Raw genomic sequence first — 26,380 nt, 5'->3', positions numbered from 1 at the left:
CAGGGTATAAGTATAAAACTTAAAAATTTATTGCCATTGCCAGCGTGTCCAAGCAAAAAATACATCACCGTTATTATATGTTCCAGGAATATATGTTGCTTGGATTGAGAATTGTTTATATTCAATAGAAGCAATCGGAAGCGGTAATGGGATCGGTATATACCAATATTCATTTCTGGCCGTGACGCTTAGTGTAAAACCTGCTCCTATACGAAATTCATCAAGCTCACTTGGTCGCCAAATTTTTTGAAATCCATATCCGACTATGGGTTGTACTTTATTATGGGAATCAGCAAAAGCCATAGCATAGATAGAATGCCAATTTCTATTTTGATCAAAGCGGTATTTTCCAATAGCTAATCCCCAAGGAGTTTCATTGTATCCGGAACACGAGTTTCGCACAAAACTAATTTGGGTACGCTAATATGTGCTGGTAGTGTTCAAAAATCTGTGTCATATCTTAAACTCAAAAAAAGAGGTATGACATATGAGAAATCAATCATTTAATTTTGATGAAGCGTTGAAGCAATTACAATCAGGTAAAAATTTACTCGGTACGGATGGAATACTCACACCACTCATAAAACAGCTGACCGAAGCTGCCTTGCAGGCAGAAATAGAACACTACCTATCGACAACGTCAATCGATACGCGTAAAAATGGCTATACTCGAAAAACGGTTAAATCGACATCAGGTCAATTTGAACTGAAAACGCCCAGAGACAGGTCAGGTGCTTTTGAGCCTCAGCTCATTAAGAAAAATCAGACAAAATTATCAGAGGATATTGATATAGCTAGGCGACTTAATTTTGATTACAAGGTGTGTTATGAGTTATACAATTGATTTTCGACGTAAAGTAATATCTGTAAGGAAAGCCGAAGGTTTAACAATTCGAGAAACTGCGAAACAATTCCGTATTGGAAAAGCGTCTTTAGTACGTTGGCTTAAACGACCAGAGCCAAAAAATTCAACGCCACGTAAGAGGAAGCTCGATAAAAATGCTTTAGCAAAAGATGTGGAACAGTATCCAGATGCTTACCAAAAGGAACGGGCAGAGCGATTCGGTGTTTGTAAAAAGGCTATTTGGCAATCCCTTAAAAAGCTGGGATTAACCTATAAAAAAAACTCTATTCCATCCAAAAACCAACGAAAGCGACAGGCTGGCACATCAGCAAAAAAGACAACAGTATGAAAAAAAAGATAAATCTGTTGTTTTTATTGATGAAAGTGGTTTTTCACATGACACTCCACGAACTCACGGCTATTCCCCAAAAGGTCACCGTTGTTTTGGCCTGAAAAACTGGGGTGCTAAGGGAAGAACAAATGTTATTGGCGCTTTATTGGGAACAACCCTTTTTGCTATCGGATTATTTGATTGCAATATTAATCGTGATGTTTTTTATGTTTGGATCACAAAAATATTGCTCCCAGAACTTCCTGAAAATTCTGTTATTTTTATGGACAACGCTAGCTTTCACAAAGGTAAGAATATTGAACAGGCAATTATAAACGCAGGACACCAGATAGAATATTTGCCTGTGTATTCACCAGATTTAAATCCTATAGAACATAAATGGTCTCAAGCTAAACGTAAAAAGATGGAAACAGGATGCACTATCGATGACCTGTTTTTAATACATATGCTGTAATCAAAATTAAGTCGCCTAGCTATAATAACCAACGCACTCATCAAGGAAAAATGTGTTGCGGTCGAACGCCTATGGCAACTTTACACGATGGAAAACAACTTTGGAGAGAGAAAGATTTAAATCAAATTTAACCTGACAGGTACTGTATAAATAACCGGTAACTGTCAGATCAAGTATGAACTACTACTAGAGCCATGAGTGACATTCCAACTTCCATCCTGGTAGCTAATTAATCGACTATCCACGTCATCTTCCATTGCTAATCCAGCTAAATCATTAGCTGAAGTAGGATCAATAAAATTAGTAAATCCTTGTTTAATTAATAACGGCCGTTTTTGCCAATAATTTTTGATGAAATCTGGCCAATTGATATTAAATTGATGGTTAATTATTTTATTTTGCATATTTATTTTGTCAGATTAAAAATAAGAAAATGGTGTTAGTGCTATTAGCTATCTGTCATGGGCGATTGTTGTCTAAAAGTCACAATCACGCGTGCTCCACCTAATGGATTATGAGTAATAGCAATATCTCCGTCATATTGTTCAATAATTTCAGCTGCAATAGAGAGCCCCAAACCTTGTCCTGGCCGTAGAGTATCAACACGTTGACCGCGTAAAAAAATCAAATCTCGTTTATCTTCAGCAACACCAGGACCATCATCATCGACGATAATGGTTAATGAATTTTCAGTGCTACTAGCGCTAACTTCGACAAATTCAAGGCAATATTTACAAGCATTTTCAATAATATTACCCATAATCTCCATAAAATCTATCGGTTGACCTATCCAAGTGATTTCAGGCGAGACATCGAGGGTCAAATTGACGCCTTTTTGTTGATACACTTTGGCTAAGGCACTGCATAGATTATCTAATAAGGCAGAGACTGAAGAAATTTTTCGGATTGCGAAATGATCTTCACTATGTATGCTTGCACGATGCAAATAATAGCCTATTTGTTGTGAAATTCGGCCAATTTGTTCCAGCATGATAGGCTCGGCTTGTTCAATGGTCATTTGTTTGCTTGAGCGCAGAGAACAGAGGGTTGATTGTAATACCGCTAATAGGGTTTTTAGGCTGTGGCTTAAATCAGCAAGTGTAGTTCGATATTTGGTATAGCGTTTTTGTTCATTTACTAGTAACTTATTCAAGTTACGCATTAATCCGCTAAGCTCTAATGGCGGATTTTGATCCAGCGCTTCTCGCTCACCTTTTTCGATGCCACTTATTTGTGAACTTAATGATTCTATTGGGTATAAACTCCAGGAAGTTACTAGCCAAAGCATCGGAATAACCAGGATAAAATTGGCTAATATAACATAGCCAAACCATTCCCAAACTAATCCAGTTTTCTGTAGATCTAAAGGTAAAGTATCTATTACAACAATGGTAAGTTGCGGCAGATTTTTAGTTGCCTGATAGTGGTTGACAGAAACTGAGTGAGTTAAAGAGGAATATTTATCCTTAATATCAGTGACTTTTTGCGCCGGTTTACTGCCGTTAGGTGGGACTTTAATTAATTCACGGGTGGTATTTAAATCGGTATCTAATTCGTACAATCCATCCTTTTTTAACCACTCTTTTTCGATGGCTTTTTCAATAGCAGGAATATGGCGTTGCCGCCACAAAATTTCACCTTGTTGATTATAAATTAAAATAAAGGCTGGGGCATTTAAGGTAAAATCAGTTGGAACATGGATATCTAATTTATTATTACGCCATTGTGCCAAGCTATAAAATAGATTACTTTGACTACGTAGTAAGGTATAGGTTGTTTTATCAAAACTAACTAAATAGCCAACGATTGCAACGGCACCATATGAGAGTGTCAATGCCAATATTATCCCTGAAGTTGCGAGTAAAAAACGTGTTCGCAACGAAAAGGGTTTTTTGCGTTTTAAAAAATTAAATAGCATCATTTGAATGTTCTGCGTCAAAGCGATAACCTTGCCCACGAACTGTCACAATGACATCATTAGGCCACGCTTGCATAATTTTTTTTCTTAATCGTCCCATTAAGACATCAATAGTATGACTTTCGCGTAATTCTGCATCCGGATAGAGCTGGCGCATCAATGTCTCTTTACTCACTACTTTACTATTATTACGCATTAAGGTTTCTAAAATAGTATATTCAAATGCGGTGAGTTTGATATTTTTATCTTTAATAGTGAATTCTTTACGTGACATATCAATAATAAAATCACCTAGTTGAAGTATTTGCGAAGCAAGTCCGCTGTTACGGCGCATTAATGCTTGAATCCGTGCTAAAATCTCCTCCAGATGAAAAGGTTTTGTCACATAATCATCGGCACCACTATTTAAGGCAACCACTTTTTCTTGCCAGCGTTCACGAGCGGTTAATATTAGAATAGGCAATTTAATGTTGTCCTGCCGCCAACGCCTGATCATACTTAATCCATCTTCACCCGGTAATCCTAAATCAACAATTGCAATATCGGGATTACCCTCTTGTAAAAAATAATCGGCTTCTTTAGCATCTGCTGCTGCATCAACTTGATGACCGGTCTCTTTTAACTGGACAGTTAGATGGTGACGTAAAAGCGCATTATCTTCTACAATTAATATCCGCATAACAACCTCAATTTCTGAATAAATCTACTAGAAAAAGTAGTAATAAATCCTATGTTAGAAGGATAGCTGGATGACGGCAAGATATTACTGAATGAAAAGAAAATAATTATGTGGTTTGAGTGGCTAATTAAACGAAAAAGTGAGGTGAGCAATCAATATTGTTCACCTATTAACGTTATTTTAAATGGTCCACCAGATTGACTGAATAACCAATATAGTTGGCTGGTGTCATTGTTTTTAAACGATTTTTTTCTGCTTGTGGTAAATCTAAGCTATCAATAAACGCTTTGATGTCGTCTGCTGTAGCGCGTTTGCCGCGGGTTAAAGCTTTTAGTTTTTCATAAGGCTTTTCAATTCTATAACGGCGCATAACAGTTTGAATAGCTTCAGCCAGCACTTCCCAATTAGCATCTAATTCAGTTTGTAAATTCTGCTCATTAACTTCTAGTTTACTCAAGCCTTTTAATGTCACTTGATAGGCTACCAATGCATAACCAATACCGACCCCTAAATTACGTAATACCGTTGAATCAGTGAGATCACGTTGCCAACGTGAAATCGGTAACTTATTTGCCAGGTGATTTAATAAGGCATTGGCTAGTCCGAGATTACCTTCGGAATTTTCAAAATCAATCGGGTTAACTTTATGTGGCATGGTTGATGAACCAATTTCACCAGCGACAGTTTTTTGTCTGAAATGATTAAGAGCAATATAACCCCAGATATCCCGATCAAAATCGATCAAAATGGTATTAAAACGAGCAATACAATTAAAGAGTTCAGCAATATAGTCGTGGGGTTCAATTTGGGTTGTGAACGGATTCCATTTGATACCTAACGAAGTAACAAACTCTTCGCTAAACAGATGCCAGTTTATATCAGGATAAGCGGATAAATGAGCATTATAATTACCCACCGCACCATTAATTTTGCCTAAAATTTCGATTTGCTCAAGTTGCTGATATTGCCGCTCCATACGATAAGCCACATTAGCAAACTCTTTACCTATCGTCGTCGGCGTTGCGGGTTGACCATGGGTTCTTGATAGTAGCGGCAACGCGCGATAAAGACGCGCCATCCTTTTTAGGCTATTAATGATTTTTCGCCATTGAGGGAGAACCACTTGGTCACGGGCAATTTTTAGCATTAACGCATGGGAAAGATTATTAATATCTTCAGAGGTACAGGCAAAATGAATAAATTCAGCCACTTTTTCAAGTTCAGGCATGGCTGCCATTTTTTCTTTTAGAAAATATTCAACCGCTTTTACATCATGGTTAGTTGTTTGTTCAATTTGTTTGATCTGAATTGCGTCATTTTCATTGAAGTTAGTGACAATTTGCTCAAGATAAGCCGTTGCTTCGGCACTAAATCCGGGTACTTCTTTAATGTCAGCACATGCTGCTAATTTTTGTAGCCAGCGTACCTCTACTTGTATACGATATTTCAGTAAACCAAGTTCACTGAAAATTGGACGTAATTGACTGACTTTATCACTGTAGCGGCCATCAATTGGCGATACAGCAGTCAGTGAAGATAATTCCATTGATAATGACTCCCAAATTTATTAACAATGAGCAAGAATTTCTTTTGCTTGAGTGATCAAACGTTGTCGCGAAAACATTAATTGTAGGCGGCTTCCACCGACTTGTTGCCAGAGAACAGTGCTACGAATGCCAGTAAAAAGTAATGCGCGTACTTTAGCTTGTATCGCGCTATTTTGCAGCATGTCAGGAGAACCCGTTACCTGAATACGCGGGCCAATAGGGCTAATAATATCCACATAAATACCTGCCAGCGCATTGAAAATACCACTGGACATAGGTTCAAAATAATTTTTTTGCTGTTGAAGTAATTCAATACGTCGTTTAAGTTCATCACTAGCCGATAGATTTTTTCTTAGTCGGCGTTCTAAGCCAATGAGACTTAATAAGTAGCGGGTTAAATCGGAGGAAAGCGTATTACTTGAAGCGGTAAGTATAGCAAGTAAAGTATTTAAACCAACACGAAGATTTGCCTCGCTATTGCCATAAACCGCTAATGTGGATGTTTGATTAATATTTAGTGTACTATTAATCATCACTTCTGCCGTATTATCGTCAATTTTACCTTCATGAGCCAATTGTTGAACTAGACGGCATGCTTGGCAAATACCGGCAAATGCAAGAGTAATATCATAAAAATTTTTGCTCACATTGACTCCTGAATACGTGTTTTAATAACGCCACCACCTAAACAAATTTCACCTTGATAAAAAACTGCTGATTGGCCGGGTGTAACGGCTGCAATAGGGTAGTCAAATTGCACGGCGATTTCATTGTCACTAAGTGGCTTAATTGTGCAGGGGATATCTGGTTGTCGATAACGGGTTTTAACTGTACATTGATTGGTTTCGCTTAACGCTGGTGGATTAATCCAATGGATTTGTTGGACGATAAGTCCTGTGGACATCAAACGTGGGTGGTTATGGCCTTGGGCAACAATTAGCTGATTATTTTTGATATCTTTATCGACAACATACCACGGATCGTCGTTAGCTTCTTTTACACCACCAATACCTAATCCTTTACGTTGACCCAACGTATGATACATTAAACCTGTATGTTCACCTAAAATTTTGCCATCAACTGTTATAATTGCACCTGGTTTAGCCGGCAGATAGCGAGCGAGGAAGTCGCGAAACTTACGTTCACCAATAAAACAAATTCCTGTTGAGTCTTTTTTTTTGGCGGTAATTAAACCAACGTCCTCAGCGATACGGCGAACGGCTGATTTTTCCAGTTCACCGATTGGAAAAAGACTTTGTGCTAGTTGAGCTTGATCCAACGCATAAAGAAAATAGCTCTGATCTTTGTTGTTATCCAAACTACGCAATAATTGATTGCGACCATAAACGGTTTTGCGTCGAGTGTAGTGGCCGGTGGCAATATAGTCTGCTGCCAGATCTTGCGCCGCAAATTCTAGAAATGCTTTAAATTTAATTTCTTTATTACATAGAATATCGGGATTCGGTGTGCGGCCAGCTTTATACTCAGCAAGAAAATGGGCAAAAACATTGTCCCAATATTCGGCAGAAAAATTAACGGTATGCAGTTCTATATCGAGTTTATCGCATACCGATTGCGCGTCGGCAAGATCGGTAGCTGCTGAGCAATACTCATCATTATCGTCTTCTTCCCAGTTTTTCATGAATAGACCGGCAACCTGATAACCTTGTTGTTTCAATAGGTAAGCGGATACGGATGAGTCAACGCCACCGGACATACCAACGATGACTTTTTTTAACTGGCTATCTGACATGAATAAATCTCATTGCGGGTAAACATAAACACAAATATTTTAACATGCAGTGGCAAGTTGCACCATAGTAGCATAAGGATTAATCTCTCTTAGCCGGTATGAAATTGATAAGGGTCGATTAATGTTAACGGGAAAAATTCTTGACTGATAAAGCAGCGGATGCTTTCTGCTACTAAAGGCGAGCGGAGGCATGGACTGGATAATATTTCATCAGCAGTAAGCCATAAACATTGGTGGATATCATTATCTTGTGGAGAGGTTTTAGGCATCCCATCCAGTTCAATCAAAAAAAGAAACCGCAGGAAAGCACAGCCATCTGGGGCTATCCATTGATGAATTTTTATTAATTGCTGGGGAAGTGCATTAATACCGGTTTCCTCATATAGCTCGCGGCTCGCGGCAGCAAAAATAGTTTCGTTAGCTTCTAAATGTCCCGCAGGTTGATTCCAGACTGATTTATTATTAATAATTTCTTCTACAATTAAAAACTTACCTTTAACGTGAACGACGTTAGCAACCGTAACGTGTGGTTTAAACAAGATCGACCTCCTTCCACTCACCGGGCTGTAAGCTACCTAATTGAATATTAGCCATACTATAGCGAATCAATCGTAAGGTTGGAAACCCTATGTTGGCGGTCATACGATGTATTTGTCGATTGCGGCTTTCCGATAAGGTAATTTTTAGCCAACAGGTTGGAATATTTTTTCTTATGCGTATAGGAAGGATGACGTGGCCAAAGCCAGTCGGGTTCAGCCACAAGTTCAGCTTTTGCTGGCTTGCTCATACCATCTTTAAATAGTAAACCGTGACAAAATTTTTGTAATGCGGTTGATTCCGGTATACCTGCAACTTGCACATAGTAAATTTTTTTCATTTTATTGTTTGGTTGAGTCAATTTGCTTGTAATTTGCCATCATTAGTGAGTATCAATAGACCCTCACTATCGCGATCTAAACGTCCTGCAGCATGGACATTGGTGATAGGAATATAATTTTTTAATGTCTACCGACCAATTTGGTCAGTTAATTGTGACAATACATCGAACGGTTTATTAAAGAGTAATATTTTGCGTGAATTAATCGTATGTTTGACAAAATTTGCGCTATTTTTGTCATGATATTGTTTTGATTTGGTCTTTTTATGCTGCAGATTTGTCATAGTAATGATTAATAAAAAATGAGATCCCTATTATACCTTAAATTAGCAAACATTGGCGTAGAAAAATTATTCAAGTACCATGCAATATTCTTACCATAAGTTAACAGGTATTGCGCTAAGATAATAAAAGGAGAGATTGATGGAAAGCAAAGTAGTTGTTCCTCAACAAGGTGAAAAAATTACACTTGCAGCAGGTAAGCTTAATGTCCCTAATAATCCAATAATTCCTTATATTGAAGGGGATGGTATTGGTGCTGATATTACTCCGGTGATGTTAAAAGTGGTTGATGCAGCTGTAAAAAAAGCTTACCACGGTGATAAAAAGATTTCTTGGATGGAGATTTATATTGGTGAAAAATCAACTCAAATTTATGGTAAGGATGTATGGTTACCCACTGAAACACTCGATTTGATCCAGCAATATCATGTGTCTATTAAAGGACCATTAACTACACCTGTTGGCGGCGGGATCCGTTCTTTAAATGTTGCTTTACGACAACAACTCGATCTCTATATTTGTTTGCGACCGGTGCGCTATTATCAACGTACTCCTAGCCCAGTAAAACAGCCAGAATTGACTGATATGGTGATTTTTCGAGAAAATTCTGAAGATATTTATGCAGGTATTGAATGGAAAGCAGGCAGCTCTGAGGCAGATAAAATAATTAAATTTCTGCAAGATGAGATGGGAGTAAATAAAATTCGTTTCCCAACCAATTGTGGTATCGGTATAAAGCCCTGTTCAGAAGAAGGAACTAAGCGGCTAATACGAGCCGCAATTGAGTATGCTATCCAAAATAATCGTAAATCGGTCACTTTAATGCATAAAGGCAATATAATGAAATTCACTGAAGGTGCTTTTAAAGATTGGGGATACCAGTTAGCACAACAAGAATTTGGTGGTGAATTACTTGATGGTGGCCCATGGATGAAAATTAAGCATCCAGAGACAGGTAAAGATATAATTATCAAAGACGTGATTGCTGACGCGTTTTTACAGCAAATTTTGTTGCGGCCAGCTGAATATGACGTTATTGCTTGTATGAACCTCAATGGCGATTATATTTCTGACGCATTAGCGGCCCAAGTTGGGGGCATTGGTATCGCCCCAGGCGCAAATATAGGCGATAGTTGTGCACTATTTGAAGCAACCCATGGAACAGCAACGAAATACGCAGGTCAAGATAAAGTCAATCCAGGCTCGATTATCCTCTCCGCTGAAATGATGTTACGCCATATGGGCTGGAAAGAGGCCGCTGACTTAATTATTATAGGTATGCAAGGGGCGATTGCCGCCAAAACCGTCACCTATGATTTTGAGCGTTTAATGCCAGGTGCTAAACTATTGAAATGCAGTGAGTTTGGTGATGCAGTGATCAATCATATGTAATTTTAGGTTTTGCTTAATTGATAACGGGAGCTTAAGTGTTCCCGCTTAATTTATGAGCTGTTTTTTTCTTCCCCAAAATATCACCAAAATTCTTCCCCAAAACTGAGCAATTAAACAGCAATAATTTGCCATTCTTTACCTCTATCATCATTATATTTATCAGTCATTTTATAAGATTTATGACCAAGCAATTTTTTAGTGTTAATCCCTTGTTCTCTATACAAACGCTCGGATAAAGATCTTTGTTCATGAAAAGTTGGAGCTGATCTTTTTTCCCAAATTATTCCACATTTTTCTCTTGCTTTTTTAAACCTTGTAGTTAGAGCATTTGGCGTAACTTTTTCTCCTCTCTTGGCTTGTGATGTGGTATGTCTATAATGAATCAAATACGGACTTACTATAGCTAGGCGACTTAATTTTGATTACAAGGTGTGTTATGAGTTATACAATTGATTTTCGACGTAAAGTAATATCTGTAAGGAAAGCCGAAGGTTTAACAATTCGAGAAACTGCGAAACAATTCCGTATTGGAAAAGCGTCTTTAGTACGTTGGCTTAAACGACCAGAGCCAAAAAATTCAACGCCACGTAAGAGGAAGCTCGATAAAAATGCTTTAGCAAAAGATGTGGAACAGTATCCAGATGCTTACCAAAAGGAACGGGCAGAGCGATTCGGTGTTTGTAAAAAGACTATTTGGCAATCCCTTAAAAAGCTGGGATTAACCTATAAAAAAAACTCTATTCCATCCAAAAACCAACGAAAGCGACAGGCTGGCACATCAGCAAAAAAGACAACAGTATGAAAAAAAAGATAAATCTGTTGTTTTTATTGATGAAAGTGGTTTTTCACATGACACTCCACGAACTCACGGCTATTCCCCAAAAGGTCACCGTTGTTTTGGCCTGAAAAACTGGGGTGCTAAGGGAAGAACAAATGTTATTGGCGCTTTATTGGGAACAACCCTTTTTGCTATCGGATTATTTGATTGCAATATTAATCGTGATGTTTTTTATGTTTGGATCACAAAAATATTGCTCCCAGAACTTCCTGAAAATTCTGTTATTTTTATGGACAACGCTAGCTTTCACAAAGGTAAGAATATTGAACAGGCAATTATAAACGCAGGACACCAGATAGAATATTTGCCTGTGTATTCACCAGATTTAAATCCTATATAGCTAGGCGACTTAATTTTGATTACAGCATATGTATTAAAAACAGGTCATCGATAGTGCATCCTGTTTCCATCTTTTTACGTTTAGCTTGAGACCATTTATGTTCTATAGGATTTAAATCTGGTGAATACACAGGCAAATATTCTATCTGGTGTCCTGCGTTTATAATTGCCTGTTCAATATTCTTACCTTTGTGAAAGCTAGCGTTGTCCATAAAAATAACAGAATTTTCAGGAAGTTCTGGGAGCAATATTTTTGTGATCCAAACATAAAAAACATCACGATTAATATTGCAATCAAATAATCCGATAGCAAAAAGGGTTGTTCCCAATAAAGCGCCAATAACATTTGTTCTTCCCTTAGCACCCCAGTTTTTCAGGCCAAAACAACGGTGACCTTTTGGGGAATAGCCGTGAGTTCGTGGAGTGTCATGTGAAAAACCACTTTCATCAATAAAAACAACAGATTTATCTTTTTTTTCATACTGTTGTCTTTTTTGCTGATGTGCCAGCCTGTCGCTTTCGTTGGTTTTTGGATGGAATAGAGTTTTTTTTATAGGTTAATCCCAGCTTTTTAAGGGATTGCCAAATAGTCTTTTTACAAACACCGAATCGCTCTGCCCGTTCCTTTTGGTAAGCATCTGGATACTGTTCCACATCTTTTGCTAAAGCATTTTTATCGAGCTTCCTCTTACGTGGCGTTGAATTTTTTGGCTCTGGTCGTTTAAGCCAACGTACTAAAGACGCTTTTCCAATACGGAATTGTTTCGCAGTTTCTCGAATTGTTAAACCTTCGGCTTTCCTTACAGATATTACTTTACGTCGAAAATCAATTGTATAACTCATAACACACCTTGTAATCAAAATTAAGTCGCCTAGCTATAGAACATAAATGGTCTCAAGCTAAACGTAAAAAGATGGAAACAGGATGCACTATCGATGACCTGTTTTTAATACATATGCTGTAATCAAAATTAAGTCGCCTAGCTATACTTTACGTCGAAAATCAATTGTATAACTCATAACACACCTTGTAATCAAAATTAAGTCGCCTAGCTATATAGAAGGTTGAACTAATCGCCATAAGTCTTTAGGTCGAAAACATCTACTTTTTAGCCATCGCTAACAGTGTCATGAGATAAAGGCGATGGGCTTACTTCTGATAACGCCAAACCAGAGTATCTTACACTGCTTACTTGTAAGAATGTTTTATAACCTGAGTTCGGGATAAGCGATAGTTGCGAGAAAATAAAAATAGCCGATTTATCAAAAAATATTTTAAAATCAATAAGATAAAAAAGAAGGAAAATTCTTAGTGATAGCAGGTTAAAAAAGAAGCTATTTTTCTCTACTAAAATCATGAAAAAAACCAAAATTAATACTGTTTTATGTAATTATTTTAAATTAACTATTTGAATAAGTGATAAAAAATTAGGATCCTTATCCCGAACTCAGGTTTTTATAGATATTTTTAATGCATGGATAACCGGACAAAATATGAACACCCTAATTTTTTCTTGTTTTTAAATTTATACTTCTTTTTTGGAGATTGCGAAACTCGTGTAGTAATTTCATAAAAATTAAGACGATTACCTGATTATTATTTAACACAGATAAGTTACGTATAAGTTATTAAATTAAGTATTTTGGGATAAACCAAAATAAGCAAATGAAGTTTATTTTAAATTTTACACTTTTCGGAAAATAGAAAATTGTAGTGGTCAACTAAAATTAGCCACCCTACCTGACTGTTCACGGAACAGTCGCTCTGATTCGTTTGGCGTTAATCCACCGTTATACCAGTGAGGTCTTATATCGCTATAGTAGTGGGTTATGTAGCGAATAATGGCTGACTGAGCAGTACTAAAGCTTTGGTAGCCAGTCGTTGGCACCCATTCGGTCTTCAGACTACGGAAGAATCGTTCCATCGGACTATTATCCCAACAATTCCCTCTGCGACTGATACTTGTATTAGTCTTAACTTAATCCGACAATTCTGATTTAAAAAAGAGCGTTACCGGTTTTAATTAACATCATTAGATAATTAAATAAAAGGTAATTCTATGTATCAAGCAAATAATCCTATCATCAAACATAAAGTCGGGTTACTTAACCTCGCTGAAGAGCTTAATAACGTCTCAAAAGCCTGTAAGATTATGGGGGTATCCCGAGATACGTTTTATCGCTACCAGGAACTTGTTAACGATGGTGGGATAGACGCTTTAATTAATCAAAATCGACGGGTGCCTAACGTAAAAAATAGAGTAGATGAACAGATTGAAAGCGCTGTAGTCGAGTATGCGATTGAATACCCTGCACACGGTCAACACCGCAGTAGTAATGAACTAAGAAAAAAAGGCATTTTTGTTTCGGGGAGTGGCGTTCGCTCTATTTGGCTGCGCCATAATCTCGAAAATTTTACAAAACGCCTAAAAGCGCTTGAAGATAAAATCGCAACAGAAGGAATTATCCTGTCAGAATCACAAATCAGTGCTCTAGAAAAGAAAGCGCAAGATGATGAAGCCTGTGGTGAGATTGAAACAGCGCATCCAGGTTATCTGGGTTCACAAGATACTTTTTATGTCGGTCATTTAAAAGGCGTTGGTCGTGTTTATCAACAAACTTACATTGATACTTACAGTAAAGTCGTTCATTGTAAGCTTTACACAACAAAAAGCGCGATAACGGCGGCAGATTTATTAAATGACAAGGTTCTCCCTTTTTATTCCCAGCATGGGTTACCGGTGTTACGTATACTGACGGACAGAGGCAGTGAGTATTGTGGTAAAGTTGAACATCACGATTATCAACTTTATCTCGCTATCAATGATATTGATCATACAAAAACTAAAGCTCGTTCACCTCAAACTAATGGGATTTGTGAACGCTTTCATAAAACTGTATTACAAGAGTTCTATCAGGTGGCTTTTCGTAAGAAAATCTATAGGGCTTTAAATGAATTACAAGCTGATTTAGATAAATGGTTAGCGGAATATAATAACCAACGCACTCATCAAGGAAAAATGTGTTGCGGTCGAACTCCTATGGCAACTTTACACGATGGAAAACAACTTTGGCGAGAGAAAGATTTAAATCAAATTTAACCTGACAGGTACTGTATAAATAACCGGCAACTGTCAGATCAAGTCTGAGCTACTACACACTAGCTGATATTATACGTGAAGCGACGTTTTTGAAAGACTATCTCTGGATTTATAATCTGTTCATCTTTTTGGGGATTATTATATGAACAGTTTTCATGAGCATGAACAAATGGAATGTAATTTAATGAAATAACTCCAGCGGTAATAGCATTGAGAATATGCCCTTGGTTAAACGTCGATAAACTTGTTTTTTCCAAAATAGTTGCTGCACTCATGACTACTCCCATGACTGTTTGCAATGAAGAAGTACGCATTGCAGAAGTTGTAAAGAATTGATCAAAAAAATTAGTCCAATCAGGTTTTCGAATACCAAGTTTTATGCGTAAACCCTCTACATATTCCTGGGGTAACTCATCAATAGCTAATATTGGATCTTTACCTTTTGCTATAGCTTCGTCTCTTGCGTCAGATTTAGTTTTTCTCACCTGTAATTTACGATTAATATATGGACGAATTAAGTCGTCTGAAACCTCGACAGCAGCATTTAATACCCCACGATATACGTCTTGTGGTAAGTCTGGACGTAAATTATTAATATTTTCAGTATCTAATTTTGTATTTTTCTTTTCTTCGTTTATTACACGACTCGCTCCTGAACTAGGAGATAAAATATTAGAAATTTCTCCTGAGCCAAATTGCATACAATTATAAATTAATCCTCCAGTTACGGTTCCCGAAATATTTATATCTGCATTATTTTCTAAAGTGATAAATAATTGAGCTAAATCTCGTGCTAAAGTATAGGAAAGCGCTTGTAGGCCCATAGAACTCATCAAGGAAGCAAGTACTGACGGTTCACCTGTTTGATAAACAATTAGGAAGGATGAAATCGAAAGGGCTAACATACTAACGCGGGCTATTCTTGACTCTTTCGTAGAAGTATTATTTAATTCATCCCTAACTAATCCAATAATATTCAATCCAGGCCCAATAAACATGGAAACGGCTCCGATAATTTTACGCATAGGCATAGGTACATCACCTAGAAATAAAGCTTTTTCAATGTAAAAACCAATAAGCTGTCTGAAAATTGTAGTAAAACCTACTATAAATCCAGTACGTAAGCTAACATTAAGTATATTTGAAGCCCAGCGTTCAAAATTTTTATCAAAATCGTTTTCCATAATTCTTTTCAGAAAGTTTAACATTAAAATACAACGTTCATGATTAGTCAGAGGTATACCATTTTGCACTTCTTCTACATTCTCTAAGTAGATTTTTGCACTCTCAGCTAAACCTCTTTCCAGAGTGTCTTTTTCCGTATTCTTTAAGGCTTGATTTGGGCCATTTTCGGTTATGTCACATAAAGTCTCGGCTATTCTCTTTCCTTTTGGAGATAAGCTAGACATTGCATCTGCGATGGCACCATCAAGATGTTTTATATACTTCTCGCCCGAATTTTGAAAAGCAGACAATGATAATGATTCTAATGATGTGATATCTGACAAAGACTCTACTGAGTTGCTTTTTTCATAAAAGCAACTGGAATGAAATGAAGATGGTATATCTCTAATTGGCATATAAACTCCTTTTTTTATTAAAAATGGTTGTTTTTTATACAAAAAATCGATAAGACAGTTACAAATTTATGCTTTCTTTTAAGGGAGCTTTATCATCAGGGTAAGAGCGTGAATGCTCATTTTATGATCAAAATGATCAAAAAAACAAATATTTTAGATCGAAAACTTCATCTAAAAGGATGTTATTCAGCCAAATTAAGCATGTTTGTTGATCAAGTTATGTTCAAAAAACATCTACCCGTTTACCCTGCGTAACTATCTTATCTGTTGAGAAAAAACATGGCACAAGCGCAAAATTTTCGTGATACGTTAAGTGGTGTGGTATATCTACCAATATTAGAAGCAACCGAGTTTCTAACACGAGTTTCGCACCAATAAAAAACGCTCTATTTTTAAGTTTAATTCAGCATAATATATAAATAGACAAAATCTTATAAATTAAAAGCAATTTATTGTAATTTACACAAATTTATACGTTTTAGTAACTTGCAAATTAACCATTGCTTTTAAGCCATTTCTGGAATTTTATATGCCTGTGCGAAACTCGTGTTCAGATTATCCAGGCTAGAATACCAGGCATCCATCGCTACCGCTTCTGGTATGATCCCTCTTTTTTTAGCAAGTTCGAGCATTTCGGAAAAGTGCGTGTTTTTTGTTTTTCCATCAGAATCTTTATCATAAATACGATAATCAATAGGAATTAATTCAACAGTTGTTAGATCATGCCAAAGTAAATTAACTAAACCTATGCCAGCAATAACATCATGTTCATTACCTGAATATTGATAATGGACCATCTCTATTTTTTTACTACGTGTTTTGGCAATCAATGTATCATCGGCAATTAGTACGCAAGGGCTTTTTTTTGTCTATAGAAGGTTGAACTAATCGCCATAAGTCTTTAGGTCGAAAACATCTACTTTTTTAGCCATCGACTAATAGTGTCATGAGATAAAGGCGATGTGCTTACTTCTGATAACGCCAAACCAGAGTAGCTTACACTGCTTACTTGTAAGAATATTTTATAGATATTTTTAATGCATGGATAACCGGACAAAATATGAACACCCTAATTTTTTCTTGTTTTTAAATTTATACTTCTTTTTTGGAGATTGCGAAACTCGTGTATTTATTAGCATCTTTGTATCTTTGAATTCAGCAGACCATCATGTTGTTCTGCCTAATGTGGAAAAAAGAATGCATTAATAAGGGCTGTTGCCTAAAATTGCTTTATCAACGTAGTAAAACCGGTTTTTTTAAAGCCATAGCTCAATCGAACGTATAGACATTCCTAGCGATGTAAAACACGAGTTTCGCCCCAATAAAAAAACGCTCTATTTTTAAGTTTAATTCAGCATAATATATAAATAGACAAAATCTTATAAATTAAAAGCAACTTATTGTAATTTAAAAAATTTATACGTTTTAGTAACCTGCAAATTAACCATTGCTTTTAGCCATTTCTGGAATCTTATATGCCTGTGCGAAACTCGTGTAAAACAGAAATCTCTACTTTGATCTACAATGTCATCAACGGCAGTCACTTAAAACTGCCATTTTTATTTTTAATAAATCAGTTTTATACTGGTAGCGATAGCAACAAACTAAGGTTAACAACTTTCCCCAACGCTGCTAATATTATGCTTCTATGATTGAGTCACTTGTAAATGTGCCTGAGGAAAATATGTTAGAAATTGATAAATTAGTAACAAAAGTTATTAATTTGGACGATGAGAAATTACGTTATTCAGATGATGTATTTAATATTGCTTATGGAGTAGACAAAAACTTTCTATTTGGTACTGGAGTCTCTATCGCCTCGATACTAATGCATAACAAAAATATGGATTTTCATTTCCATATTTTTACTGATTTTTTTGATAATAAACAAAAAAATTTGTTCTCACAGTTAGCTAAACAATATAATACCAAAATAACAATATATCTTCTTAAATGTGATGAAATAAAAAAGTTACCAACAACCTCAAATTGGTCATATGCTATTTATTTTAGATTTATAATTGTTAACTATTTATTTTTAAAAGTTAATGAAGTTCTTTATCTTGACGCAGATATTGTTTGTAATGGAAATATAAGTCAATTAACTAAAATCACTTTCCACAATAATGAAATTGCAGCTGTTATACAGGAAGGTGGAAAGGATAAATTTAAATCAATAGATGCCAGTAGTATAGGTGAAAAATATTTCAACTCTGGATTTTTATTAATAAATATTCAACAATGGAAAAAAGAAAATATATCAACTCAAGCCATTAATCTGTTATTAAAGAAAAAACTCCCGTTTCCTGATCAAGATGCGCTTAATTTGTTATTAGTTGATAAACTCATTTTCTTGGATAAAAAATGGAATAAAATTTATAGTCTTGATGATGAAATGAAAGGCAACAAAAAAAGAGAAATATGTAATGACGATTTATTAATACACTATATAGGACATACAAAACCTTGGCATAAATGGTCAAAACCATCATCAACACAAGCCTTCATCGTGGCTAAAAACGCCTCTCCCTGGAAAGATATTGCATTGAAAAGCGCTACAAGCGCCCATCTGCTGAAATATCAATTTAAACATGCACTATATCAGAAAAATTATTTATCAGCATTTAGTGCTTATATTAAGTATTTATGGAAATGCATGACATGCTAGTAAGCAAAAATAGATTAGAAAGAATAAAAAATTGTAATATTGGTTTCTACCTAAAATTATCATTGTTGCTGATATTATTTTCAGTAATTCACTATGCTCTTGGGTATGTTCCAAGAATACAGTACACGATAGGTATCGTTTCACTATTATTGATATTAAATTCCTACAGGGCAATATATTTTATTTTTATATTAATGTTTTCACTTGCTGGTGCTGTCTATTTTCCCGTAAGCTTTTTATATGGTTCTCCTTCTCTAACAATAACTACATCGTTAAGTTACACAAATTTAAATGAGGCAATAGATTTTATTTTAAGTATTCCTAATTATTTGTCACTAACATCATGATTAATTCTGATAATAGGATATATTTGCGCAACATTTAAATTAAAAACAAATAGAAAAGTAAAAATAATCGCTTTTTTTATTTTTATTTCAATTCTTCTTTATAGCCCAATAAAAGATTATAAGAACGAAGGTTATTTTAATATTTTGAATACCGGTTACCCTGAAGTTAAGATTATAAAAGATTTTTATTATGCCAAAGAAGAGACTAAAAAACTTTTTAGTTTAATGTCTGAAAAAGATGATTTTCAACAAAGCAATGTCACTACTTTATTCGATACCTATGTTGTTGTAATTGGTGAAAGTGCCAGACACGACTTTATGCATACTTATGGTTTTCCTATCAATAATACACCCTTTATGAGTTCTGCTAATGGGATACTCTTTACGCATTACATTTCTGCCGGAGCAACCACTCAGCATTCACTTATCAATTCTCTTTCAATACCCCCCAAAATAGCCAATAACATCATTGGATTAGCAAAAAAAGAGGATTTATAACTTATTGGTTATCTAATCAGGGCGCTGTAGGGTTTAATGATACTCCCGTTGCCGCTATAGGAAAAAAAGCAGATTATTCAATTTTTCTGAAAAAAGGTAATTCTTCTGATAGCAGAGCATCAAACGATGCTGAATTAATCCCTGAGATCGCTAAAGCAATAAATTCATCTCAACAAAAAAAAAGTTATCGTCATTCATTTAATGGGCAGTCACCCCCGTGCATGTAGCAGAACAAACGGGCAATATGATACCTTTTACAAAAACAAAGAAATTTCATGCTATGTTCAAAGTATAAAAAATACCGACAAATTATTGACCACCATTCATCAATATTTAACTGAAAGTCATTCAAAATGGTCTATACTGTATTTCTCCGATCATGGTCTTGGTTTCTAATTCTGAAGAATTGAGGCTTATACATGAAGATCGTTATAAACAAGGTTTTGAAATACCGCTATTTATTACTGCTTACAACGCCAAAGAAAGACAATATATAACCGCTCAAAGAAGTGCGTTAAATTTTTTCAGTCTATTCTCTCAATGGTCAGGAATAGATGATAACCGTATAGACAATTCATGTACGATGATTTCAAATGATAAATGTAAAAATCAGAACCATGTCCATAATTTTAACGACAAACTTGTTGATTATACAAAATTACCGATTGATTTAGCGCCTTAAGGTTATTAATACGGTTTTGCTGGCCAAACTATATTATAGCTAGGCGACTTAATTTTGATTACAGCATATGTATTAAAAACAGGTCATCGATAGTGCATCCTGTTTCCATCTTTTTACGTTTAGCTTGAGACCATTTACGTTCTATAGGATTTAAATCTGGTGAATACACAGGCAAATATAGCTAGGCGACTTAATTTTGATCACAAGGTGTGTTATGAGTTATACAATTGATTTTCGACGTAAAGTAATATCTGTAAGGAAAGCCGAAGGTTTAACAATTCGAGAAACTGCGAAACAATTCCGTATTGGAAAAGCGTCTTTAGTACGTTGGCTTAAACGACCAGAGCCAAAAAATTCAACGCCACGTAAGAGGAAGCTCGATAAAAATGCTTTAGCAAAAGATGTGGAACAGTATCCAGATGCTTACCAAAAGGAACGGGCAGAGCGATTCGGTGTTTGTAAAAAGACTATTTGGCAATCCCTTAAAAAGCTGGGATTAACCTATAAAAAAAAACTCTATTCCATCCAAAAACCAACGAAAGCGACAGGCTGGCACATCAGCAAAAAAGACAACAGTATGAAAAAAAAGATAAATCTGTTGTTTTTATTGATGAAAGTGGTTTTTCACATGACACTCCACGAACTCACGGCTATTCCCCAAAAGGTCACCGTTGTTTTGGCCTGAAAAACTGGGGTGCTAAGGGAAGAACAAATGTTATTGGCGCTTTATTGGGAACAACCCTTTTTGCTATCGGATTATTTGATTGCAATATTAATCGTGATGTTTTTTATGTTTGGATCACAAAAATATTGCTCCCAGAACTTCCTGAAAATTCTGTTATTTTTATGGACAACGCTAGCTTTCACAAAGGTAAGAATATTGAACAGGCAATTATAAACGCAGGACACCAGATAGAATATTTGCCTGTGTATTCACCAGATTTAAATCCTATAGAACATAAATGGTCTCAAGCTAAACGTAAAAAGATGGAAACAGGATGCACTATCGATGACCTGTTTTTAATACATATGCTGTAATCAAAATTAAGTCGCCTAGCTATATATTCCGCTAACCATTTATCTAAATCAGTTTGTAATTCATCTAAAGCCCTATAGATTTTCTTACGAAAAGCCACCTGATAGAACTCTTGTAATACAGTTTTATGAAAGCGTTCACAAATCCCATTGGTTTGAGGTGAACGAGCTTTAGTTTTTGTATGATCAATATCATTGATAGCGAGATAAAGTTGATAATCGTGATGTTCAACTTTACCACAATACTCACTGCCTCTGTCCGTCAGTATACGTAACACCGGTAACCCATGCTGGGAATAAAAAGGGAGAACCTTGTCATTTAATAAATCTGCCGCCGTTATCGCGCTTTTTGTTGTGTAAAGCTTACAATAAGCCTGTTGCTAAATAAGGGCATTAATTAGAATTTATCAAAAAATTAAAAGTTGACTATAAAATAATCACGTTTTAAATTGAAAATAATCCATTTTAGATTAAAAAATAAACCACTCTCGTGTTTTTGAGGTGTATGTGAGTCGTTTTTGTTTAAAGCAGCGTGAGTTCACTATTTGGCAACAGGCTTAATGAACGACTTTACTGTAAGTATCAATGTAAGTTTGTTGATAAACACGACCAACGCCTTTTAAATGACCGACATAAAAAAGTATCTTGTGAATCCAGATAACCTGGATGCGCTGTTTCGATCTCACCACAGGCTTCATCATCTTGCGCTTTCTTTTCTAGAGCACTGATTTGTGATTCTGACAGGATAATTCCTTCTGTTGCGATTTTATCTTCAAGCGCTTTTAGGCGTTTTGTAAAATTTTCGAGATTATGGCGCAGCCAAATAGAGCGAACGCCACTCCCCGAAACAAAAATGCCTTTTTTTCTTAGTTCATTACTACTGCGGTGTTGACCGTGTGCAGGGTATTCAATGGCATACTCGACTACAGCGCTTTCAATCTGTTCGTCTACTCTATTTTTTACGTTAGGCACCCGTCGATTTTGATTAATTAAAGCGTCTATCCCACCATCGTTAACAAGTTCCTGGTAGCGATAAAACGTATCTCGATACCCCCATAATCTTACAGGCTTTTGAGACGTTATAGCTAGGCGACTTAATTTTGATTACAGCATATGTATTAAAAACAGGTCATCGATAGTGCATCCTGTTTCCATCTTTTTACGTTTAGCTTGAGACCATTTATGTTCTATAGGATTTAAATCTGGTGAATACACAGGCAAATATTCTATCTGGTGTCCTGCGTTTATAATTGCCTGTTCAATATTCTTACCTTTGTGAAAGCTAGCGTTGTCCATAAAAATAACAGAATTTTCAGGAAGTTCTGGGAGCAATATTTTTGTGATCCAAACATAAAAAACATCACGATTAATATTGCAATCAAATAATCCGATAGCAAAAAGGGTTGTTCCCAATAAAGCGCCAATAACATTTGTTCTTCCCTTAGCACCCCAGTTTTTCAGGCCAAAACAACGGTGACCTTTTGGGGAATAGCCGTGAGTTCGTGGAGTGTCATGTGAAAAACCACTTTCATCAATAAAAACAACAGATTTATCTTTTTTTTCATACTGTTGTCTTTTTTGCTGATGTGCCAGCCTGTCGCTTTCGTTGGTTTTTGGATGGAATAGAGTTTTTTTTATAGGTTAATCCCAGCTTTTTAAGGGATTGCCAAATAGTCTTTTTACAAACACCGAATCGCTCTGCCCGTTCCTTTTGGTAAGCATCTGGATACTGTTCCACATCTTTTGCTAAAGCATTTTTATCGAGCTTCCTCTTACGTGGCGTTGAATTTTTTGGCTCTGGTCGTTTAAGCCAACGTACTAAAGACGCTTTTCCAATACGGAATTGTTTCGCAGTTTCTCGAATTGTTAAACCTTCGGCTTTCCTTACAGATATTACTTTACGTCGAAAATCAATTGTATAACTCATAACACACCTTGTAATCAAAATTAAGTCGCCTAGCTATATTAAGCTCTTCAGCGAGGTTAAGTAACCCGACTTTATGTTTGATGATAGGATTATTTGTTTGATATATAGAATTACCTTTTATTTAATTATCTAATGATTTTAATTAAAACCGGTAACGCTCTTTTTTAAATCAGAATTGTCAGATTAAGTTAAGACTAATACAGCCTATGGCGACGACTTGTCATTGCTTGTTGGTACTGGTATAACCCGATACCTATTGTCTCAATCTTTTGGTCCCTTTTATGTCACCGCGTTTTAGTCATGTTTTTCAATTTGGTCAACGCTGGCTCAATTGGCTTAATCGTCAACCCCCTGATAGTGTCCGCACTGTTGTGATGGAAACCATGGTAAAGCGGCACTTCGCTTATGGGGTGGTCAATTTGGCGCTGTCCTAACCCTCAATGTAATTCTGAGAAACGGGTTAAATTTACCTGCAAAAGTCGAAGCTGCCCACATTGTGGCGTCAAAGCTTGCCTACAATGGATTAACAATACGCTAGCTTGGTTACCCGAAGTTCCTTGGCAGCACATCACTTTTACCATGCCTTGTGAATATTGGCCTATTATTCGCGCCAACCGTTGGCTTCTCGGTGAAATGAATCGATTAGCCGCTGATGTGATATTAACCATCTGCCGTGACCTCAATATCACCCCAGGCGTTTTCACTGCCATCCATACTTGGGGACGAGACCAAAAATGGCATCCGCATATTCATTTTTCAACCACAGCCGGCGGGATATCAGCTTTTATCGCGAAAACATTATGACAATGTGGCGATATCGGATAACGGCATTATTGAGAAAACATTATTACACGCTCACCATTCCCGATGAGCTTAAAGCTGAAGGAAGAAGTAAAGCATCATGGAATCAATTACTTAACACTCACTACAAGCGCGAGTGGAATATTAATCTTTCTGATATTCTTTCCAATATTATCCATGTCACTCTTTATCCCGGATTTTATCTAAAGAAACCCCCTGTCTCGCTCAGTCGCTTAAAACATTATTCCGGCGAAGATAACATCACGTTACGCTATAAGAGCCACCGCACGAAAAAACAGGAAGACCTGGTCATGACATCCGATGTATTTATAGCTAGGCGACTTAATTTTGATTACAGCATATGTATTAAAAACAGGTCATCGATAGTGCATCCTGTTTCCATCTTTTTACGTTTAGCTTGAGACCATTTATGTTCTATAGGATTTAAATCTGGTGAATACACAGGCAAATATTCTATCTGGTGTCCTGCGTTTATAATTGCCTGTTCAATATTCTTACCTTTGTGAAAGCTAGCGTTGTCCATAAAAATAACAGAATTTTCAGGAAGTTCTGGGAGCAATATTTTTGTGATCCAAACATAAAAAACATCACGGTTAATATTGCAATCAAATAATCCGATAGCAAAAAGGGTTGTTCCCAATAAAGCGCCAATAACATTTGTTCTTCCCTTAGCACCCCAGTTTTTCAGGCCAAAACAACGGTGACCTTTTGGGGAATAGCCGTGAGTTCGTGGAGTGTCATGTGAAAAACCACTTTCATCAATAAAAACAACAGATTTATCTTTTTTTTCATACTGTTGTCTTTTTTGCTGATGTGCCAGCCTGTCGCTTTCGTTGGTTTTTGGATGGAATAGAGTTTTTTTTATAGGTTAATCCCAGCTTTTTAAGGGATTGCCAAATAGTCTTTTTACAAACACCGAATCGCTCTGCCCGTTCCTTTTGGTAAGCATCTGGATACTGTTCCACATCTTTTGCTAAAGCATTTTTATCGAGCTTCCTCTTACGTGGCGTTGAATTTTTTGGCTCTGGTCGTTTAAGCCAACGTACTAAAGACGCTTTTCCAATACGGAATTGTTTCGCAGTTTCTCGAATTGTTAAACCTTCGGCTTTCCTTACAGATATTACTTTACGTCGAAAATCAATTGTATAACTCATAACACACCTTGTAATCAAAATTAAGTCGCCTAGCTATATTACCCTGTTTGCGTCTCATGTGCCAGAAAAATGGTTTCACATGATCCGCTATTACGGCTTTTTAAGTCCATCAGCACGGATGCGAAAAATGTTAACGGAGGTTGTTTATCCTTTAGCCCAGCAAGTTAAAAAACCCGCTAAAAAAGTCACCTGGCGAAACATGTATCAACACGTCTTTAAAGTCGATCCACTTGCTTGTCTCTTATGTGGGAAAAAATTACTTTTCGCAGGAATGAATTTTGGATTGAATCGTAAAGAACTTATGGCACGTCACCATGATCTGGCTTGTTTGCGGTGGCGATAAAAACTCACGACAGGGTAGATCTATCCTTTTGTTCAAAATTGATTAATAACTGATCGTTTTTTAACCATCTATTCCGTTCCTTATCTAAACCTTCAACATAATTTTGGCAAAATTTAGAAGAAAATAAAAAGGATTTCATCATGGCGCAGGTTAATGAGTAACCATTTCGGGTATTAATTTCTTATACATCAAGCTGATTTTGAAGACTAAGACATCCCCTTTTAGACGCAGGAGAAACCACCATGTGGATTTTAATTTTAGCCATGTACGCCAGCCCTTACGCATCAAGTAACTTTGCAAGCGTTAATACACAGTAGTTTAACACTGAGAACATGTATCAATTCGCCGCTAAACAGTTTAAGCGGAAATTTGAAACTTTCAAAGATATAGATGCCAAAGCCATTTGCGTTAAAAAGTAATTACCCTACCTGTATTTACCCTACTTAATCAACATCAATACACATTCATCAATTAACTTTGAGGAATCACTATATGCAAAATCTAACAAATGAAAATTATCCCATTATTGCGGGTGTAGAAATCACGACAGACTCAGAAGGTCGTTTCAACCTTAATGCGTTACATAAAGCCAGTGGTGAAGGTGAAAATAAAGCACCTAACCAATGGCTACGAACTAAACAGGCAAAAGAACTCATCTTAGAATTAGAGGCTAACTTATTGAAAAATAACCAGACTGCAAATATGCAGCCTGCTCATAAAGCAGTCAATGTTGTTAATGGCTGGCTCATCACCAGACACGTTTGCTCATGAGCTTTTAGCCATTGAGTATGCAAGATGGATTGCGCCAAAGTTCAGATTGATGGTTAACCAAACCTTCCTTGATTACAAAACAGGAAGATTAGCTCCTGTCATCCCAACAACAGACTGGTTAGATAATCCCGCACAATTACAAAAAATGCTAATTAGTTATACCGAGCAAATAGAAAA

26 protein-coding genes and 13 pseudogenes are annotated in these 26,380 nt (G+C 36.3%); 17 read left to right on the top strand and 22 right to left on the bottom strand.

Annotation, left to right across the window (positions count from 1 at the left end; genetic code table 11):
* Positions 1–27: 27 nt before the first annotated feature.
* Positions 28–387: pseudogene (gene pagP / locus AYJ55_RS11905) on the bottom strand (lipid IV(A) palmitoyltransferase PagP); the annotation flags it as partial.
* A 100-nt stretch (positions 388–487) separates the two neighbouring features.
* Between pagP and AYJ55_RS11900 the strand changes: the two are divergent.
* The 4 genes and pseudogenes from AYJ55_RS11900 to AYJ55_RS25980 all read left to right on the top strand — a co-directional run.
* A pseudogene (locus AYJ55_RS11900) lies at positions 488–790 on the top strand (transposase); the annotation flags it as partial.
* Positions 791–827: 37 nt separating this feature from the next.
* On the top strand, positions 828–1,193 hold the full coding sequence (locus tag AYJ55_RS11895; protein WP_063656581.1) for an IS630 transposase-related protein: 366 nt from the start codon (positions 828–830) through the stop codon (positions 1,191–1,193).
* Positions 1,117–1,650: an IS630 family transposase gene (locus AYJ55_RS11890; RefSeq protein ID WP_162505291.1), complete on the top strand. Its 534-nt coding sequence runs from the start codon at positions 1,117–1,119 to the stop codon at positions 1,648–1,650. The genes AYJ55_RS11895 and AYJ55_RS11890 overlap by 77 nt, the downstream gene beginning before the upstream one ends.
* A gap of 20 nt (positions 1,651–1,670) precedes the next feature.
* Positions 1,671–1,781, top strand: a pseudogene (locus tag AYJ55_RS25980) (IS481 family transposase); the annotation flags it as partial.
* 48 nt (positions 1,782–1,829) lie between these two features.
* On the opposite strand, the pseudogene AYJ55_RS11885 reads toward AYJ55_RS25980, so the two are convergent.
* The 8 genes and pseudogenes from AYJ55_RS11885 to AYJ55_RS11850 form a co-directional block, all read right to left on the bottom strand.
* Positions 1,830–2,054, bottom strand: a pseudogene (locus AYJ55_RS11885) (cupin domain-containing protein); the annotation flags it as partial.
* A 44-nt stretch (positions 2,055–2,098) separates the two neighbouring features.
* Positions 2,099–3,568, bottom strand: a complete 1,470-nt coding sequence (gene phoQ, locus AYJ55_RS11880) for a two-component system sensor histidine kinase PhoQ (RefSeq protein WP_162505524.1) — start codon at positions 3,566–3,568, stop codon at positions 2,099–2,101.
* The gene (phoP, locus tag AYJ55_RS11875) at positions 3,558–4,247 is read right to left on the bottom strand and encodes a two-component system response regulator PhoP (RefSeq protein WP_063656575.1); all 690 of its coding nucleotides are present in this window, start codon (positions 4,245–4,247) and stop codon (positions 3,558–3,560) included. The genes phoQ and phoP overlap by 11 nt, the downstream gene beginning before the upstream one ends.
* A gap of 175 nt (positions 4,248–4,422) precedes the next feature.
* Entirely contained in the window at positions 4,423–5,793 is a 1,371-nt protein-coding gene (gene purB / locus AYJ55_RS11870) for an adenylosuccinate lyase (RefSeq protein ID WP_063656574.1), read from the bottom strand.
* A gap of 21 nt (positions 5,794–5,814) precedes the next feature.
* The gene (gene hflD / locus AYJ55_RS11865) at positions 5,815–6,441 is read right to left on the bottom strand and encodes a high frequency lysogenization protein HflD (protein WP_063656573.1); all 627 of its coding nucleotides are present in this window, start codon (positions 6,439–6,441) and stop codon (positions 5,815–5,817) included.
* Complete coding sequence (gene mnmA / locus AYJ55_RS11860; protein WP_063656572.1) at positions 6,438–7,547, bottom strand: tRNA 2-thiouridine(34) synthase MnmA; 1,110 nt, start codon at positions 7,545–7,547, stop codon at positions 6,438–6,440. The genes hflD and mnmA overlap by 4 nt, the downstream gene beginning before the upstream one ends.
* Positions 7,548–7,636: 89 nt before the next feature.
* A complete protein-coding gene (locus AYJ55_RS11855) occupies positions 7,637–8,086 on the bottom strand; it encodes an NUDIX domain-containing protein (RefSeq protein WP_063656571.1) in 450 nt (149 codons plus the stop codon).
* Positions 8,079–8,708, bottom strand: a pseudogene (locus AYJ55_RS11850) (pseudouridine synthase). Before AYJ55_RS11850 ends, AYJ55_RS11855 begins: the two are co-directional and overlap by 8 nt.
* Before the next feature lie 139 nt (positions 8,709–8,847).
* Between AYJ55_RS11850 and icd the strand changes: the two are divergent.
* Entirely contained in the window at positions 8,848–10,098 is a 1,251-nt protein-coding gene (gene icd / locus AYJ55_RS11845) for an NADP-dependent isocitrate dehydrogenase (RefSeq protein WP_063656570.1), read from the top strand.
* Between the two features lie 110 nt (positions 10,099–10,208).
* On the opposite strand, the pseudogene AYJ55_RS11840 reads toward icd, so the two are convergent.
* A pseudogene (locus AYJ55_RS11840) lies at positions 10,209–10,508 on the bottom strand (tyrosine-type recombinase/integrase); the annotation flags it as partial.
* A 26-nt stretch (positions 10,509–10,534) separates the two neighbouring features.
* Between AYJ55_RS11840 and AYJ55_RS11835 the strand changes: the two are divergent.
* Both AYJ55_RS11835 and AYJ55_RS28850 read left to right on the top strand, forming a co-directional pair.
* Complete coding sequence (locus AYJ55_RS11835) at positions 10,535–10,900, top strand: IS630 transposase-related protein (protein ID WP_063653415.1); 366 nt, start codon at positions 10,535–10,537, stop codon at positions 10,898–10,900.
* The gene (locus tag AYJ55_RS28850; protein ID WP_162505368.1) at positions 10,824–11,276 is read left to right on the top strand and encodes a transposase; all 453 of its coding nucleotides are present in this window, start codon (positions 10,824–10,826) and stop codon (positions 11,274–11,276) included. Before AYJ55_RS11835 ends, AYJ55_RS28850 begins: the two co-directional genes overlap by 77 nt.
* 19 nt (positions 11,277–11,295) lie before the next feature.
* On the opposite strand, the gene AYJ55_RS11825 is transcribed toward AYJ55_RS28850, so the two are convergent.
* From AYJ55_RS11825 to AYJ55_RS25975, 4 genes and pseudogenes are all read right to left on the bottom strand, one after another.
* Positions 11,296–11,784, bottom strand: a complete 489-nt coding sequence (locus tag AYJ55_RS11825; RefSeq protein ID WP_063653499.1) for an IS630 family transposase — start codon at positions 11,782–11,784, stop codon at positions 11,296–11,298.
* Entirely contained in the window at positions 11,753–12,118 is a 366-nt protein-coding gene (locus tag AYJ55_RS11820; protein WP_063653415.1) for an IS630 transposase-related protein, read from the bottom strand. Before AYJ55_RS11820 ends, AYJ55_RS11825 begins: the two co-directional genes overlap by 32 nt.
* Before the next feature lie 213 nt (positions 12,119–12,331).
* A pseudogene (locus AYJ55_RS35970) lies at positions 12,332–12,501 on the bottom strand (IS701 family transposase); the annotation flags it as partial.
* A gap of 492 nt (positions 12,502–12,993) precedes the next feature.
* Positions 12,994–13,239 (bottom strand): annotated as a pseudogene (locus AYJ55_RS25975) (integrase core domain-containing protein); the annotation flags it as partial.
* A gap of 96 nt (positions 13,240–13,335) precedes the next feature.
* Here AYJ55_RS25975 and AYJ55_RS11815 point away from each other — a divergent pair.
* The gene (locus tag AYJ55_RS11815; protein WP_063656566.1) at positions 13,336–14,376 is read left to right on the top strand and encodes an IS481 family transposase; all 1,041 of its coding nucleotides are present in this window, start codon (positions 13,336–13,338) and stop codon (positions 14,374–14,376) included.
* A gap of 59 nt (positions 14,377–14,435) precedes the next feature.
* On the opposite strand, the gene AYJ55_RS11810 is transcribed toward AYJ55_RS11815, so the two are convergent.
* The gene (locus tag AYJ55_RS11810; RefSeq protein WP_162505508.1) at positions 14,436–15,998 is read right to left on the bottom strand and encodes a hypothetical protein; all 1,563 of its coding nucleotides are present in this window, start codon (positions 15,996–15,998) and stop codon (positions 14,436–14,438) included.
* A gap of 503 nt (positions 15,999–16,501) precedes the next feature.
* A pseudogene (locus AYJ55_RS35965) lies at positions 16,502–17,013 on the bottom strand (IS701 family transposase); the annotation flags it as partial.
* Positions 17,014–17,604: 591 nt separating this feature from the next.
* On the opposite strand from AYJ55_RS35965, the gene AYJ55_RS11800 reads away from it, so the two are divergent.
* The 4 genes from AYJ55_RS11800 to AYJ55_RS28835 all read left to right on the top strand — a co-directional run bounded on the left by AYJ55_RS11800 (position 17,605) and on the right by AYJ55_RS28835 (position 20,151).
* The gene (locus tag AYJ55_RS11800) at positions 17,605–18,624 is read left to right on the top strand and encodes a glycosyltransferase (protein ID WP_162505507.1); all 1,020 of its coding nucleotides are present in this window, start codon (positions 17,605–17,607) and stop codon (positions 18,622–18,624) included.
* Between the two features lie 491 nt (positions 18,625–19,115).
* A complete protein-coding gene (locus tag AYJ55_RS11795) occupies positions 19,116–19,469 on the top strand; it encodes a sulfatase-like hydrolase/transferase (RefSeq protein ID WP_063656559.1) in 354 nt (117 codons plus the stop codon).
* A gap of 201 nt (positions 19,470–19,670) precedes the next feature.
* On the top strand, positions 19,671–19,865 hold the full coding sequence (locus AYJ55_RS35960; protein ID WP_162505506.1) for a sulfatase-like hydrolase/transferase: 195 nt from the start codon (positions 19,671–19,673) through the stop codon (positions 19,863–19,865).
* Positions 19,849–20,151: a hypothetical protein gene (locus tag AYJ55_RS28835; protein WP_162505505.1), complete on the top strand. Its 303-nt coding sequence runs from the start codon at positions 19,849–19,851 to the stop codon at positions 20,149–20,151. Before AYJ55_RS35960 ends, AYJ55_RS28835 begins: the two co-directional genes overlap by 17 nt.
* A gap of 58 nt (positions 20,152–20,209) precedes the next feature.
* Here AYJ55_RS28835 and AYJ55_RS28830 read toward each other — a convergent pair whose 3' ends face one another.
* Positions 20,210–20,326: a hypothetical protein gene (locus AYJ55_RS28830; protein ID WP_162505504.1), complete on the bottom strand. Its 117-nt coding sequence runs from the start codon at positions 20,324–20,326 to the stop codon at positions 20,210–20,212.
* A gap of 39 nt (positions 20,327–20,365) precedes the next feature.
* Between AYJ55_RS28830 and AYJ55_RS33125 the strand changes: the two are divergent.
* Both AYJ55_RS33125 and AYJ55_RS25960 read left to right on the top strand, forming a co-directional pair.
* Positions 20,366–20,683: pseudogene (locus AYJ55_RS33125) on the top strand (IS630 transposase-related protein); the annotation flags it as partial.
* A 17-nt stretch (positions 20,684–20,700) separates the two neighbouring features.
* On the top strand, positions 20,701–21,189 hold the full coding sequence (locus AYJ55_RS25960; RefSeq protein ID WP_063653499.1) for an IS630 family transposase: 489 nt from the start codon (positions 20,701–20,703) through the stop codon (positions 21,187–21,189).
* A gap of 23 nt (positions 21,190–21,212) precedes the next feature.
* On the opposite strand, the pseudogene AYJ55_RS35955 reads toward AYJ55_RS25960, so the two are convergent.
* From AYJ55_RS35955 to AYJ55_RS11765, 3 genes and pseudogenes are all read right to left on the bottom strand, one after another.
* Positions 21,213–22,267: pseudogene (locus tag AYJ55_RS35955) on the bottom strand (helix-turn-helix domain-containing protein); the annotation flags it as partial.
* A 23-nt stretch (positions 22,268–22,290) separates the two neighbouring features.
* Positions 22,291–22,779: an IS630 family transposase gene (locus tag AYJ55_RS11770; protein ID WP_063653499.1), complete on the bottom strand. Its 489-nt coding sequence runs from the start codon at positions 22,777–22,779 to the stop codon at positions 22,291–22,293.
* Positions 22,748–23,113: an IS630 transposase-related protein gene (locus tag AYJ55_RS11765; protein WP_063653415.1), complete on the bottom strand. Its 366-nt coding sequence runs from the start codon at positions 23,111–23,113 to the stop codon at positions 22,748–22,750. Before AYJ55_RS11765 ends, AYJ55_RS11770 begins: the two co-directional genes overlap by 32 nt.
* 281 nt (positions 23,114–23,394) lie before the next feature.
* Between AYJ55_RS11765 and AYJ55_RS33120 the strand changes: the two are divergent.
* Positions 23,395–24,252, top strand: a pseudogene (locus tag AYJ55_RS33120) (IS91 family transposase); the annotation flags it as partial.
* 14 nt (positions 24,253–24,266) lie between these two features.
* On the opposite strand, the gene AYJ55_RS11755 reads toward AYJ55_RS33120, so the two are convergent.
* Together AYJ55_RS11755 and AYJ55_RS11750 are read right to left on the bottom strand one after the other, a co-directional pair.
* A complete protein-coding gene (locus AYJ55_RS11755) occupies positions 24,267–24,755 on the bottom strand; it encodes an IS630 family transposase (RefSeq protein ID WP_063653499.1) in 489 nt (162 codons plus the stop codon).
* Complete coding sequence (locus AYJ55_RS11750) at positions 24,724–25,089, bottom strand: IS630 transposase-related protein (RefSeq protein ID WP_063653415.1); 366 nt, start codon at positions 25,087–25,089, stop codon at positions 24,724–24,726. Before AYJ55_RS11750 ends, AYJ55_RS11755 begins: the two co-directional genes overlap by 32 nt.
* Here AYJ55_RS11750 and AYJ55_RS11745 point away from each other — a divergent pair.
* Complete coding sequence (locus tag AYJ55_RS11745; RefSeq protein WP_162505503.1) at positions 25,088–25,432, top strand: transposase; 345 nt, start codon at positions 25,088–25,090, stop codon at positions 25,430–25,432. The genes AYJ55_RS11750 and AYJ55_RS11745 overlap by 2 nt on opposite strands.
* A 492-nt stretch (positions 25,433–25,924) precedes the next feature.
* Positions 25,925–26,310 (top strand): annotated as a pseudogene (locus tag AYJ55_RS34615) (KilA-N domain-containing protein); the annotation flags it as partial.
* Positions 26,311–26,380 lie beyond the last annotated feature (70 nt).

Origin of the sequence: Candidatus Arsenophonus triatominarum (assembly GCF_001640365.1) — a bacterium.
Lineage (GTDB): Bacteria > Pseudomonadota > Gammaproteobacteria > Enterobacterales > Enterobacteriaceae > Arsenophonus > Arsenophonus triatominarum.
Note: the sequence above shows the minus strand (reverse complement) of the source record. Positions and strands in the feature narration are given on the sequence as shown.

What these genes read in the sequence shown, in the direction of transcription:
- mnmA (WP_063656572.1), bottom strand. Translation starts at nt 7,547, where the DNA reads ATGTCAGATAGCCAGTTAAAAAAAGTCATCGTTGGTATGTCCGGTGGC.
- AYJ55_RS11750 (WP_063653415.1), bottom strand. Translation starts at nt 25,089, where the DNA reads ATGAGTTATACAATTGATTTTCGACGTAAAGTAATATCTGTAAGGAAA.
- AYJ55_RS11895 (WP_063656581.1), top strand. Translation starts at nt 828, where the DNA reads ATGAGTTATACAATTGATTTTCGACGTAAAGTAATATCTGTAAGGAAA.
- AYJ55_RS28835 (WP_162505505.1), top strand. Translation starts at nt 19,849, where the DNA reads ATGGTCTTGGTTTCTAATTCTGAAGAATTGAGGCTTATACATGAAGAT.
- AYJ55_RS11800 (WP_162505507.1), top strand. Translation starts at nt 17,605, where the DNA reads ATGATTGAGTCACTTGTAAATGTGCCTGAGGAAAATATGTTAGAAATT.
- AYJ55_RS35960 (WP_162505506.1), top strand. Translation starts at nt 19,671, where the DNA reads ATGGGCAGTCACCCCCGTGCATGTAGCAGAACAAACGGGCAATATGAT.
- AYJ55_RS11820 (WP_063653415.1), bottom strand. Translation starts at nt 12,118, where the DNA reads ATGAGTTATACAATTGATTTTCGACGTAAAGTAATATCTGTAAGGAAA.
- AYJ55_RS11815 (WP_063656566.1), top strand. Translation starts at nt 13,336, where the DNA reads ATGTATCAAGCAAATAATCCTATCATCAAACATAAAGTCGGGTTACTT.
- purB (WP_063656574.1), bottom strand. Translation starts at nt 5,793, where the DNA reads ATGGAATTATCTTCACTGACTGCTGTATCGCCAATTGATGGCCGCTAC.
- AYJ55_RS11835 (WP_063653415.1), top strand. Translation starts at nt 10,535, where the DNA reads ATGAGTTATACAATTGATTTTCGACGTAAAGTAATATCTGTAAGGAAA.
- phoQ (WP_162505524.1), bottom strand. Translation starts at nt 3,568, where the DNA reads ATGCTATTTAATTTTTTAAAACGCAAAAAACCCTTTTCGTTGCGAACA.
- AYJ55_RS11765 (WP_063653415.1), bottom strand. Translation starts at nt 23,113, where the DNA reads ATGAGTTATACAATTGATTTTCGACGTAAAGTAATATCTGTAAGGAAA.
- phoP (WP_063656575.1), bottom strand. Translation starts at nt 4,247, where the DNA reads ATGCGGATATTAATTGTAGAAGATAATGCGCTTTTACGTCACCATCTA.
- icd (WP_063656570.1), top strand. Translation starts at nt 8,848, where the DNA reads ATGGAAAGCAAAGTAGTTGTTCCTCAACAAGGTGAAAAAATTACACTT.